The organism is Vibrio sp. Vb0349, from assembly GCF_033338975.1.
The window spans coordinates 1-11,302 of sequence record NZ_JAWOTS010000040.1 but is presented as its reverse complement, the minus strand read 5'-3'; the positions used below and the strand labels follow the sequence as shown (position 1 = coordinate 11,302).

Annotated in this window: 11 protein-coding genes; 6 read left to right on the top strand and 5 right to left on the bottom strand. The window is 44.6% G+C overall.

The genetic code is table 11. The features are described 5' to 3' along the window. Positions 1-992 precede the first annotated feature (992 nt). Both R7Q47_RS21755 and rraA read left to right on the top strand, forming a co-directional pair. On the top strand, positions 993-1,910 hold the full coding sequence (locus R7Q47_RS21755; protein WP_005383178.1) for a 1,4-dihydroxy-2-naphthoate polyprenyltransferase: 918 nt from the start codon (positions 993-995) through the stop codon (positions 1,908-1,910). A 76-nt stretch (positions 1,911-1,986) separates the two neighbouring features. After that, complete coding sequence (gene rraA, locus R7Q47_RS21750; RefSeq protein ID WP_005379537.1) at positions 1,987-2,493, top strand: ribonuclease E activity regulator RraA; 507 nt, start codon at positions 1,987-1,989, stop codon at positions 2,491-2,493. Positions 2,494-2,628: 135 nt separating this feature from the next. Here rraA and zapB read toward each other — a convergent pair whose 3' ends face one another. Next, a complete protein-coding gene (zapB, locus tag R7Q47_RS21745) occupies positions 2,629-2,871 on the bottom strand; it encodes a cell division protein ZapB (RefSeq protein ID WP_005379536.1) in 243 nt (80 codons plus the stop codon). A gap of 348 nt (positions 2,872-3,219) precedes the next feature. On the opposite strand from zapB, the gene glpX reads away from it, so the two are divergent. The 3 genes from glpX to R7Q47_RS21730 all read left to right on the top strand — a co-directional run bounded on the left by glpX (position 3,220) and on the right by R7Q47_RS21730 (position 6,231). Then, positions 3,220-4,227: a class II fructose-bisphosphatase gene (gene glpX, locus R7Q47_RS21740; RefSeq protein ID WP_005383180.1), complete on the top strand. Its 1,008-nt coding sequence runs from the start codon at positions 3,220-3,222 to the stop codon at positions 4,225-4,227. Between the two features lie 872 nt (positions 4,228-5,099). Beyond that, positions 5,100-5,720: a helix-turn-helix transcriptional regulator gene (locus tag R7Q47_RS21735; protein WP_005379532.1), complete on the top strand. Its 621-nt coding sequence runs from the start codon at positions 5,100-5,102 to the stop codon at positions 5,718-5,720. 160 nt (positions 5,721-5,880) lie between these two features. Then, positions 5,881-6,231 carry a DUF3135 domain-containing protein gene (locus tag R7Q47_RS21730; protein ID WP_248487291.1) on the top strand — a complete coding sequence of 117 codons (351 nt, stop codon included), beginning with the start codon at positions 5,881-5,883 and terminating at the stop codon, positions 6,229-6,231. On the opposite strand, the gene R7Q47_RS21725 is transcribed toward R7Q47_RS21730, so the two are convergent. The 3 genes from R7Q47_RS21725 to R7Q47_RS21715 form a co-directional block, all read right to left on the bottom strand. Next, positions 6,225-6,491, bottom strand: coding sequence for a GIY-YIG nuclease family protein (locus tag R7Q47_RS21725; RefSeq protein WP_373417460.1), 267 nt, complete (start codon positions 6,489-6,491; stop codon positions 6,225-6,227). The genes R7Q47_RS21730 and R7Q47_RS21725 overlap by 7 nt on opposite strands. 1,402 nt (positions 6,492-7,893) lie before the next feature. Beyond that, a complete protein-coding gene (locus R7Q47_RS21720; protein ID WP_054574235.1) occupies positions 7,894-8,316 on the bottom strand; it encodes a DUF805 domain-containing protein in 423 nt (140 codons plus the stop codon). Between the two features lie 162 nt (positions 8,317-8,478). After that, positions 8,479-8,826, bottom strand: a complete 348-nt coding sequence (locus R7Q47_RS21715; RefSeq protein ID WP_158157169.1) for a 5-carboxymethyl-2-hydroxymuconate Delta-isomerase — start codon at positions 8,824-8,826, stop codon at positions 8,479-8,481. 269 nt (positions 8,827-9,095) lie between these two features. Here R7Q47_RS21715 and tpiA point away from each other — a divergent pair, with 269 nt between their 5' ends. Beyond that, positions 9,096-9,866: a triose-phosphate isomerase gene (gene tpiA, locus R7Q47_RS21710; RefSeq protein ID WP_005384863.1), complete on the top strand. Its 771-nt coding sequence runs from the start codon at positions 9,096-9,098 to the stop codon at positions 9,864-9,866. A gap of 95 nt (positions 9,867-9,961) precedes the next feature. On the opposite strand, the gene R7Q47_RS21705 is transcribed toward tpiA, so the two are convergent. Continuing rightward, a complete protein-coding gene (locus tag R7Q47_RS21705) occupies positions 9,962-11,128 on the bottom strand; it encodes a nucleotide sugar dehydrogenase (RefSeq protein WP_213912282.1) in 1,167 nt (388 codons plus the stop codon). Positions 11,129-11,302: the final 174 nt, after the last annotated feature.

Genomic DNA, 11,302 nt, shown 5'->3' with positions numbered 1-11,302 from the left:
ATCTGGTAACAGCAGACGCCTATTCTTTCCAACTCACCTTCACCACCGCACAACCGGGACGATAGATTCTGAATCACACTCGTTCCTCGCTGTTCAGAATGACGGTGACTTTGACAACATCTAAATCAAAAGACCTCGTCATTTTAGCGAGCTCAAGCGAGACTAAGACTCAGCTAACAGCAAGCTCCTATTCTTTCCCACTCACCTTAACCACTGCACAACCGGACGATAGATTCTGAATCACACTAGTTGTTCAGAATGACGGTGACTTTGACAACATCTAAATCAAAAAGATCTCGTCATTCTAGCGAGCTCAAGCGAGACTAAGAATCTGGTAACAGCAGACGCCTATTCTTTCCCACTCACCTTAACCACGGCACTATTGGGACGATAGGTTCTGAATCAAACTCGTTCCTCGCGGTTCAGAATGACGGTGACTTAGACAACATCTAAATTAAAAGGCCTAGTCATTCTAGCGAGCTCAAGCGAGACTAAGAATCGGCTAACAGAAAACGCCTTTCTTTCCCACTCACCTTAACCACTGCACAACCGGACGATAGATTCTGAATCACACTCGTTCCTCGTTGCTCAGAATGACGGTGACTTTGACAACATCTAAATCAAAAGACCTGGTCATTCTAGCGAGCTCAAGCGAGACTAAGAATCTGGTAACAGCAGACGCCTATTCTTTCCCACTCCCCTTCACCACCGCACAATCGGATGATCGATTCTGAATCACACTCGTTGTTCAGAATGACGGTAACTTTGACAACACCTAAATCAAAAAGATCTCGTCATTCTAGCGAGCTCAAGCGAGACTAAGAATCTGCTAACAGCAAACGCCTTTCTTTCCCCACTCGCCTTCACCACCGCACAATCGGACGATAGATTCTGAATAACTCTTTGACTTCTAGTTGAGTTGTTTTAGGTCAATAGCGTATCTGCCTCTTTGTGCTTATACTGGGCACATTGGTTACTAGCACGAAATTTCCATGAAACAATCTCTACAGATCTGGCTTGAAGCCGCTCGTCCAAAAACATTACCTCTGGCATTGGTCTCTATCTTAACAGGTAGCGTGCTCGCCTACTCGGCGGGTCATTTCTCACTGACGATTGCCATCATGGCTTTCGTAACCGCGACATTGCTGCAAATTCTGTCCAACCTGGCAAACGACTATGGCGATGCCGTTCAAGGTACAGATAACGACAAACGCCTCGGCCCATTACGAGCGATGCAGTCAGGCGCGGTAAGTGCTAAACAGATGAAACAAGCGATTATCTTTAACATCGTTCTGACCGCCATTTCAGGCTTGGTGTTGGTTTTCTATTCACTAAGTTCACTGGAAAGCATTGTCACATTTATCGGGCTGGGAATTCTGGCCATTCTCGCTGCCATTGCTTATACCATGGGTAGCAAACCATACGGTTACGTGGGGCTTGGCGATATATCAGTGTTCTTGTTTTTTGGTCTACTCGGCGTATCCGGTACCTACTTCTTGCATACTGGTCACGTAGACACCACGCTATTCTTACCTGCTTTAGGCTGCGGTTTACTCGCCGTTGCAGTACTCAACATCAACAATATGCGTGATATAGAGAACGACCGAGAGTGTGGTAAACGTACGGTGGCGGTACGCTTAGGTCAACGTAAAGCCAAACAGTACCACTTTATTTTACTTGGCGGAGCTATCCTTGCCTTTGCGGCTTACTTGTTAATTCAAGACAAACCCGTTTGGATTAGCTTGCCATTCTTACTTAGTATTTATTTCGTGGCCGATCATGGTAAAGCAGTTTGGCATACACAAAAGCCCGCTCAGATAGCACCAATGATGCCAGTCATCGTGAAATGCTCTCTAGTCACCAACGTTTTGTTTGCAACAATTGTGGTAGCTCAAACTCTAGTAAGTTAAAAAAGGATTGTCATTGCATTGACTTAATGCCTAGATATACTCAAAGACAACCAATTTCTGTTTAGAAAGGTACGCTATGGAATACAATACCTCAGCACTCTGTGATATCTACCTCGACCAGGTAGATGTGGTTGAACCAATGTTCAGTAACTTTGGCGGTCGCGCTTCATTTGCCGGGCAAATCACCACCATCAAGTGTTTTGAAGATAATTCGTTGATCCGCGAGACATTAGAGCAAGATGGACTTGGTCGCGTTTTGTTAATTGACGGTGGCGGTTCCCTACGTAAAGCCCTTATCGATGCAGAAATCGCAACCATTGCGGAAGAAAACGAGTGGGAAGGCATTGTCGTTTACGGTTGTGTTCGTGAAGTCGATGAACTTGAAGATATGAATTTAGGCATTCAAGCCCTCGCTTCTATTCCTGTTGGAGCGACCAGCCAGGGTATTGGTGAATTGGATGTACCAGTCAACTTTGGCGGCGTCAGCTTCTTACCTGAAGATTATATTTATGCTGATAGCACCGGAATTATCCTGTCGCCTGAACCATTGAATATTGATTTAGAGTTGGATGAAGAAGCATAACGAGTCTTAGGCGCCTAAGTTATAGGGTCTTCTCTTGGCTCTTAGCGCCTAGCCTTGTCTTAACATTTTCTACTTCCCTAAAACACAAACACCCGCTTAACGCGGGTGTTTTTAATTTGGAATGAAGAAGCCGAATTATTCCACTTCGTCCATTTTGCCAAGTAGTGCACGAATGCGCTCTTGCCATTGTGCGTGCTCTTGCTGTGCTTGTTGTGCTTTTTGCTCTAGCTCTTCACGTTGAGAGCGAAGCTCGTTCGCTTCTTCCGCAAGTTTAGCTTTATCTTCTTTCAGCTCTTCGACTTCCATCTGAAGAAGAGTGATTGTGTCAACTGCAGTTTGAATTTTAGATTCTAGTTGTTCTAGTACTTCAAAAGACATCTTGGCCTACCTATGTTATTCCGTTGGGACGATGTGCGAGATTGATGCACACCTAACCTATATAAGGTTCATTCTACTCAGCGTCGCGATGAGAAACACTCACTATATTCGATATTTTGCATCATTCGGTCAAAAAATCAGCGCAATCTCACTAAACGCTGACTTTTCTTGTCGCCGAAGCATTTTTGAGCAAGGATTTTGCGTCTCGCTACGCTGAAAATCGCCCTAAGTATTGATCAAATTCAAGTTAGATAAAGTAAAAGCCTCGCAAAAAGGCAAACGTTTACTCGACCTTGTGATAGAATCGCCGCGCAAATTCTTCTTCCCTCTTGCTTACTTGGAGACATCATGAAACGCGATTTAGCAATGGCATTTTCCCGTGTGACTGAAGGTGCAGCTCTGGCTGGTTACAAATGGCTTGGCCGTGGCGATAAAAACGCAGCCGATGGCGCAGCTGTTGAAGTTATGCGCACGCTACTGAACAAAACAGATATCAGTGGTGAAATTGTCATTGGTGAGGGTGAAATCGATGATGCGCCAATGCTGTACATTGGTGAGCAAGTGGGTATTGGTGGTGATGAAGTAGATATTGCAGTCGACCCGATTGAAGGAACGCGTATGACGGCAATGGGACAATCGAACGCACTAGCCGTACTTGCCGCAGGTGAGAAAGGCAGCTTTCTTAAAGCGCCAGATATGTACATGGAAAAACTGGTTGTTGGCCCTGGTGCAAAAGGCGTAATTGACTTAGAAAAGCCGTTAAAAGAAAACCTAGAGAACGTAGCAAAGGCCCTGAACAAGCCACTTGATACCCTAGTCGTTATTACCCTTGCGAAACCTCGCCACGATGACGTTATTGCAGAAATGCAAGCAATGGGCGTACGTGTTTTTGCGGTGCCTGATGGTGACGTGGCTGCCTCTATTCTAACTTGTATGCCAGACAGTGAAGTGGACATGATGTACTGTATTGGCGGTGCGCCAGAAGGGGTTGTATCAGCAGCGGTAATTCGAGCGCTAGACGGTGACATGCACGGTCGCCTGCTTCCTCGTCACGAAGTAAAAGGCGATACTGAAGAAAACCGCATTTACGGCGCAGATGAACTAAAACGCTGCGATGAAATGGGCGTAAAAGCGAATGTTGTCCTCAAAATGGAAGACATGGCTCGTAGCGACAATGTGGTATTTTCAGCTACAGGCATCACTAAAGGTGACTTGCTGGAAGGTATCTCTCGTCAAGGCAATATTGCAACCACAGAAACGCTGCTCGTACGCGGTCGATGCCGAACTATTCGCCGCATCAAATCGACTCACTACTTAGATCGTAAAGATCCAGAAGTGCGTGATATTATTCTTTAAGCATTTCTCGAGGCTCTCGCTCAGTCTGAGTTTGAGCCTTTCTTTCCGCACTACGGGCAATAGATTCTGAATCACATTCGTTCCTCGTTGTTCAGAATGACGGTGACTTTAATAAGCTCTAAATCAAAAGAACTCGTCATTCTAGCCAACTCCAGCGAGACTAAGAACCTGGTAACAGCAGGCTCCTATTCTTTGCTGGTCACCTTAACCACTGCTCAACCGGACGATAGATTCTGAATCACCTCGTTCCTCGCTGTTCAGAATGACCGCTACCATAGCAAGCTCTAAATCGAAAAAACTCGTCATTCTAGCGAGCTCCAGCGAGACTAAGAATCTGGTAACAGCAGACTCCTATTCTGTCCTGCTCGCCTTAACCGCTGCTCAACCAAAAGATAGATTCTGAATCACCTCGTTCCTCGTTGTTCAGAATGACGGAGACTTTAATAAGCTCTAAATCGAAAGAACTCGTCATTCTAGCGAGTTCCAGAGAGACTAAGAATCTGGTAACAGCAGACTCCTATTCTTTCCTGATCGACTTAACCGCAGCTCAACCGGATGATAGATTCTGAATCACCTCGTTCCTCGCTGTTCAGAGTGACGGTTACCATAGCAAGCTCTAAATCAAAAGAACTCGTCATTCTAGCGAGACTAAGAATCTGGTAACAGCAAACCCCTATTCTTTCCTGGTCACCTTAACCGCTGCACAATCGGACGATAGATTCTGAATCACCTTATTCCTCGCCGTTCAGAATGACGACATATATTGGCTCATATGAACATAGCCCCTACAAATCCACACTCAAATTAAGTCAACACTTTTCTTTACTAACCCTATCGCGCATAATATGTACTGACGTATAAATGGTGGGTATATGAAGACCGTAGATAGGATATTGCAAATCGTTAAGCGTGATGGCTCCGTCACTGCAAAACAACTCTCCTCTGAGCTAGGTATGACAACCATGGGGGCTCGTCAGCACCTGCAAAGTTTAGAAGATGATGGCATTCTTTCTATCCATGACGTAAAAGTAAAAGTTGGTCGCCCTGCTCGTCATTGGTCTCTCACTCAAAAAGGTCATGAGCAATTTGCTGACCGTCACGGTGAGTTGACCATTCAGTTTATAGAAGCTGTCGAACATATCTTTGGCAAAGATGGACTGGAAAAAGTCACATCAGAAAGGGAAAAACTCACGTTACAAAGTTATCGTCAGCATCTTGAGCAATGCGACTCTCTGCAAAGCAAACTAGAAACACTCGTCACATTAAGAGAGCAAGAAGGCTATATGGCAGAGCTCGAGAAAGATGAGAACGGATTCATCTTGATCGAAAATCACTGTCCGATTTGTAAAGCCGCAACTCGCTGCCCAAGCTTGTGCCAATCAGAATTAAGTGTCTTTCAGTCTTTACTTGGACGTGACACCAAAGTAGAGCGTACCGAACACATCATTAGTGGCCAAAGACGCTGCGTTTACCGCATCCAACAACTGCAGTAACCACCACAACCAAACATCGACATGCCGCACTTATTCAATCTAAAGCTTGAAAGCTTCTCTTATAAGTGAGACGGCTGAAGAATTCATCCTCTCTCCTCTGTCTAGTGGTATAGGCTTTTAGTAACTAAAGGCAATTTCCATAAGGATTTGGAGAGCATCGATGTCTAATCTACGTCATGTCCCATCCCAAACGCTTCCTCCATTCGATGAAATGGTTCGAATGGCAGAGCGAGACCCAGAAGCTTTTGAGCAATTTCGTCATGAGATGGCGAAAGAGATGATCGAGAGCGCATCAGAAGATATGAAAGAAAGATTGTGGGCTCAACAAAGCCACATTGATAGAGTCATCAGCACGTGTAAAAACCCTCATCACACCAATGTGGTATTGATGAACGAGTTGCAAAAACAGGTCGTGAAGTTCAAAGCAGCGCTACAAGGGGAAGCCGCACCGACACAAAAAGCGGATGTGGTTAGCTTAAACGCGTTTAAAGATAGGGATGATTTTTACTGATACTCAGTAGATAGATCGAGAAAGTTAGGGTTCGTTTCTCTTACCAAGGCTAACTTCCACTCACGCTTCCACTGCTTGAGCTGCTTTTCTCGGTTTATAGCCATAGCCATATCGTCGAATAACTCAAAGTAAACGAGCTTATGAACGTTGTATTTCTTAGTAAATCCTTCCACTACTCCATTTTTATGTTGCCATATTCTTTGGGGCAGCTGACTGGTAACGCCTATGTAGAGAACGGCGTTGTTATTTGACGTTAGGATATAAACGCAAGGTGCCTTATCGATGATTCATTCTCCTTCATTATTCGCTGTTACTTTTCCATTGTAATTCGCGAGCTCAGTCAGTTTATTTCAAACTCGGAGCACTCTGTGCGTAGATTCTGAATCACACTCGTTCCTCGTTGTTCAGAATGACGATGACTTTAAGAGCCTCTAAATCAAAAGAGTTCGTCATTCTAGCGAGCCTCAGCGAGACTAAGAATCTGGTAACAGCAAGCTCCTATTCTTTCCTGCTCAACCGGACGATAGATTCTGGACCACGCTCGTTCCTCGTTGTTCAGAATGACGGTGGCTTTAACAGCCTCTAAATCAAAAAAGTTCGTCATTCTAGCGAGCCTTAGCGAGACTAAGAATCTGGTAACAGCAAGCTCCTATTCTTTTGCTCTCACCTTAGCCACTGCTCAACCGGATGATAGATTCTGAACCACACTCGCACCTCTCTGTTCAGAATGGCAGTGACTTTAACAGCCTTTAAACCAGAGAAGTTCGTCATTTTAGCGAGCCGCAGCGAAACTAAGAATCTGGTATCAGCAAGCTCCTATTCTTTCCCGTTCACCTAAACCACCGCACAATCGGACGATAGATTCTGAATCACACTCGTTCTTCGCTGTTCAGAATGACGATGGCTTTCACAGTCTCCAAACCAAAAAGGATCGTCATTCTAGCGAGCCGCAGCGAAACTAAGAATCTGGTATCAGCAAGCTCCTATTCTTTCCCGCTCAGCTTAACCACTACTCAACCGGATGATAGATTCTGAATCACCTCGTTCCTCGTTGTTCAGAATGACGATGACTTTAAGAGCCTCTAAATAAAAAGAGCTCGTCATTCTAGCGAGCCTTAGCGAGACTAAGGATCTGGTAACAGCAAACTCCTACTCTTTCACACAGCTTAACCAGGGCCCAAGCGGACGATAGATTCTGAATCACGCTCGTCCCTCGCAGTTCAGAATGACGGTGAGTTTAACAGCCTCTAAATCAAAAGAGTTCGTCATTCTAGCGAGCCTTAGCGAGACTAAGGATCTGGTAACAGCAAACTCCTACTCTTTCACACACAGCTTAACCAGGGCTCAAGCGGACGATAGATTCTGAATCACACTCGTCCCTCGCTGTTCAGAATGATGATGACTTTAACAGCCTCCAAACCAAAAAGGATCGTCATTCTAGCGAGCCTTAGCGAGACTAAGAATCTAGTAACAGCAAGCTCCTATTCTTTCCCGCTCAGCTTAACCACTGCTCAACCGGACGATAGATTCTGAATCACGATCGTCCCTCGCAGTTCAGAATGACGGTGAGTTTAACAGCCTCTAAATTAAAGGAGCTCGTCACTCAATCGAGCCTTAGCGAGACTAAGAATCTACTTTCAGCACGCACGATACTTGAAGCAATTACTCCGGCTCAGGGCCATATTGATTTGGTCCTGATGTTCCCTTTAAGAAACCACATTCAATTAGAATCCATAAACCACAAATCAGAGAAATGGAAGCAACGAACATCTGTGGGGTCGACGGCTCTTGCGCGGCAGGGCTGGTCATTGGCGTGGCAATTCGTCCGATAATCAACGGAATATTCAGTGCTAGCCAATAGATCGATTTGTTGCGGTCGTGCCAACGCTTGGTGGTGATCGCCAAATCAGGGATCAACAGAATCACCAAGAAAATAGGAAGAAGCACATAGGAGAGAGTAGGAAGCAGTTGGCTGATACCGGCACCAAAGCCTAGAATGGACACATAGTAAATGACGTTCCAAATCCAGTAGGTTTTACGGTCTATACGTCCTTGAAAAGAAAACAGTAATTCTTTAGTCGACATCAAATTTTACCCCAAAGTAGAAAGGTTATAGATTAGCCGAGTCGATATAGTTTGGAAAGGACACCGAAAGCTTGGGTGCCCACAACGCCCATATAACAAGCAGAGCCAGGCTGAGAATTCGTAACAATAACCCCTCGCTATTCTCGGGCAATCCAGCACCACCTAGTTCACTACCTTTTGGAAGCTATCTATATCCATGTCTCGGATATTGACTGTTAAACTGTGCACGTGACTGGCTTGCTCTTGAAGTGTCGCCATCAAGGCTCGTGACAGTTCTCGCTTTTGTTCTTGGGAGCGACCAGATAACAAATCAAAGTTGATATGGATAAAGTCGAGGCTATCACCCTCCTCTCCTATTAACCAATTGTGGCACCGGAGCGTTCTAGATTTCACCGACGCGAGTTCAAAAAGGCCACTTTCTAACGCCGCTTTATGTAAATCCTCCAGCAACCCCTGAACATTGACGCGTTCTTCCACCGAGTTTGAATACTCTAAAACGAGATTTGGCATTTTGATTCCTTTCTACAACAATTAATTCCAGCGCGTAGTAATACCAATCTCAGCAGCAATTTCCGAGGAATGAACTATCATTCTGTCTACGCGATCACCAATCGGTTGCTTTTGACAAAAATAACAGGATCGATGCTTGGTCGAATCAGCAAAGAAAGCCGGACAAGACATGACGCCAATCATGATCTGTTCACATTATTCTGTTATATTCCTACGTAGATTTTTTACATTAATTGACTATTTACATTAAAGATAAGGGAGATATTCCTATGCGTCGTCCTGTAGTGATGGGTAACTGGAAACTAAACGGCAGCAAAGCAATGGTAACTGAGCTGCTAACTGGTCTTAACGCTGAACTTGAAGGCGTTGAAGGTGTTGACGTAGCAGTCGCTCCACCAGCACTTTACATCGACCTAGCAGAGCGCGTAATCGCTGAAGGCGGTAACAAGATCATCCTAGGTGCTCAAAACACTGACCTAAACAACAGCGGTGCGTTCACTGGCGATATGTCTCCAGAAATGCTGAAAGATTTCGGTGCTACTCACATCATCATCGGTCACTCAGAGCGTCGTGAATACCACAACGAATCTGACGAGTTCATCGCTAAGAAATTCAACTTCCTAAAAGAAAACGGCCTAACACCTGTTTTCTGTATCGGTGAATCTGAAGCGCAAAATGAAGCTGGCGAAACTGAAGCTGTATGTGCACGTCAAATCAACGCAGTTATCGACACTTACGGTGTTGAAGCTCTAAACGGCGCAATCATCGCTTACGAACCAATCTGGGCTATCGGTACTGGTAAAGCAGCAACAGCTGAAGATGCACAACGCATCCACGCTTCTATCCGCGCACTAATCGCAGCGAAAGACGAAGCAGTTGCAGCACAAGTAATCATCCAATACGGCGGTTCTGTTAAGCCAGAAAACGCTGAAGCTTACTTCTCACAACCAGACATCGACGGCGCTCTCGTTGGCGGTGCTTCTCTAGACGCGAAAAGCTTCGCAGCAATCGCTAAAGCAGCTGCTAAAGCAAAAGCTTAATCTCGTTTTTACTGAGAGTAAAAATAACAAAGGGATGCATCATGCATCCCTTTTTGTTTGTGTATTAGATTACACACGATCATCTTAACTAAAGTCTAATCACTACCAAATAGGTCTCGCGTGTACACCTTATCAGCCACATCAGTAAGTTCTTCAACCATACGGTTAGAGACAATCACATCGGCGCTTTGTTTAAACTCATTCAGGTCGTTGATTACACGTGAGTTAAAGAACTCGTCTTCCTGAAGTACTGGTTCATACACCACCACTTCAATACCCTTTGCCTTGATACGCTTCATAATACCTTGAATAGACGAAGCGCGGAAATTATCTGAGCCAGCTTTCATTATCAAACGGTATATCCCAACCACTTTAGGTTCTCGTTTGAGAATAGACTCAGCAATAAAGTCTTTACGAGTTCGATTGGCTTCCACTATGGCCCCAATAATACTGTTTGGGACATCTTGATAGTTTGCACGAAGTTGCTTGGTATCTTTTGGTAAACAATAACCACCATATCCAAATGAAGGATTGTTGTAGTGGTTACCAATACGGGGGTCCAAACCAACACCTTCGATAATTTGGCGAGAATCAAGATTATGCGTCTCAGCGTAAGAATCTAACTCATTGAAATAAGCTACGCGCATTGCAAGGTAAGTATTTGAGAACAACTTAACCGCTTCAGCTTCTGTAGAATCAGTAAACAAAACTGGGATGTCTTCTTTTACCGCCCCTTCAACTAGAAGATTGGCGAATGTCTCAGCACGTGAACTGCGCTCACCAACAATGATGCGAGATGGGTGGAGGTTATCGTAAAGTGCTTTGCCTTCGCGAAGAAACTCTGGCGAGAAAATAATATTTTCACAACCTAACTCTTGCTTAATGCGTGCAGTATAACCCACAGGCACTGTAGACTTAATTACCATTACAGCATTTGGATTAATCGCCATTACATCTTTTATCACCGCTTCGACGGAAGCCGTATTAAAGTAATTGGTTTGTGGGTCATAATCCGTTGGCGTTGCTATAACAACAAAATCAGCACCTTTGTAGGCGAGCTCTTTGTCCGTGGTAGCAGTAAAGTCTAGTTCTCGATTAGACAGAAAATCTTCAATTTCTTTATCCACAATGGGTGAACACTTGTTGTTAAGCAACTCAACTTTTTTTTCTACAATATCAAGTGCAACAACTTGGTGGTTTTGGGCTAACAACATCGCATTAGAGAGCCCGACATACCCCGTACCGGCAACCGCTATTTTCATTCCAATACCCTAATCTTTAGTTCTTATATCAGAATATCAATAGTTTTAATTTTTGGATAGTGAAACAATATTGTGCAACCTAAGCTTCATACATTAGAAAGTAAATTACCACCTTCTAAAGAAGGTGGCTTTGTGTGAGCCCCCTAAAAGGGGGCCTTTGTTTAGTCCAGCGCC

Excerpts from the sequence above, each read along its gene's own strand:
- R7Q47_RS21735 (WP_005379532.1), top strand. The coding sequence starts at position 5,100 with ATGAAGACCGTAGATAGGATATTGCAAATCGTTAAGCGTGATGGCTCC.
- zapB (WP_005379536.1), bottom strand. The coding sequence starts at position 2,871 with ATGTCTTTTGAAGTACTAGAACAACTAGAATCTAAAATTCAAACTGCA.
- glpX (WP_005383180.1), top strand. The coding sequence starts at position 3,220 with ATGAAACGCGATTTAGCAATGGCATTTTCCCGTGTGACTGAAGGTGCA.
- R7Q47_RS21705 (WP_213912282.1), bottom strand. The coding sequence starts at position 11,128 with ATGAAAATAGCGGTTGCCGGTACGGGGTATGTCGGGCTCTCTAATGCG.
- R7Q47_RS21720 (WP_054574235.1), bottom strand. The coding sequence starts at position 8,316 with ATGTCGACTAAAGAATTACTGTTTTCTTTTCAAGGACGTATAGACCGT.
- rraA (WP_005379537.1), top strand. The coding sequence starts at position 1,987 with ATGGAATACAATACCTCAGCACTCTGTGATATCTACCTCGACCAGGTA.
- tpiA (WP_005384863.1), top strand. The coding sequence starts at position 9,096 with ATGCGTCGTCCTGTAGTGATGGGTAACTGGAAACTAAACGGCAGCAAA.
- R7Q47_RS21730 (WP_248487291.1), top strand. The coding sequence starts at position 5,881 with ATGTCTAATCTACGTCATGTCCCATCCCAAACGCTTCCTCCATTCGAT.
- R7Q47_RS21755 (WP_005383178.1), top strand. The coding sequence starts at position 993 with ATGAAACAATCTCTACAGATCTGGCTTGAAGCCGCTCGTCCAAAAACA.
- R7Q47_RS21715 (WP_158157169.1), bottom strand. The coding sequence starts at position 8,826 with ATGCCAAATCTCGTTTTAGAGTATTCAAACTCGGTGGAAGAACGCGTC.